Raw genomic sequence first — 233 nt, 5'->3', positions numbered from 1 at the left:
CCGAACTCGCCCTCATCGGCGATGATCAGGCCGCCGGGCTTCAGCGCTTCGACATTGGTCTTGAGCGCGGCCGGGTTCATTGCGACGAGCACGTCGGGCTGGTCGCCCGCGGTGTCGATCTGGGCCGAACCGAAATTGATCTGGAAGGCGGAGACCCCGAACAGCGTGCCCTGCGGCGCGCGGATCTCGGCGGGGAAATCCGGGAAGGTGGCGAGGTCGTTGCCGGCCAGTGC

The 233-nt window shown here is 67.8% G+C and carries 1 protein-coding gene; it reads right to left on the bottom strand.

The features are described from left to right. On the bottom strand, positions 1-233 hold a 233-nt coding region (locus Ga0466249_RS26305; RefSeq protein ID WP_215832437.1), incomplete at both ends, for a 2-oxoacid:acceptor oxidoreductase family protein.

Source organism: Pelorhabdus rhamnosifermentans, from assembly GCF_018835585.1.
Taxonomy (GTDB): domain Bacteria; phylum Bacillota; class Negativicutes; order UMGS1260; family UMGS1260; genus Pelorhabdus; species Pelorhabdus rhamnosifermentans.
This window is presented reverse-complemented; position numbering and strand designations above follow the sequence as displayed.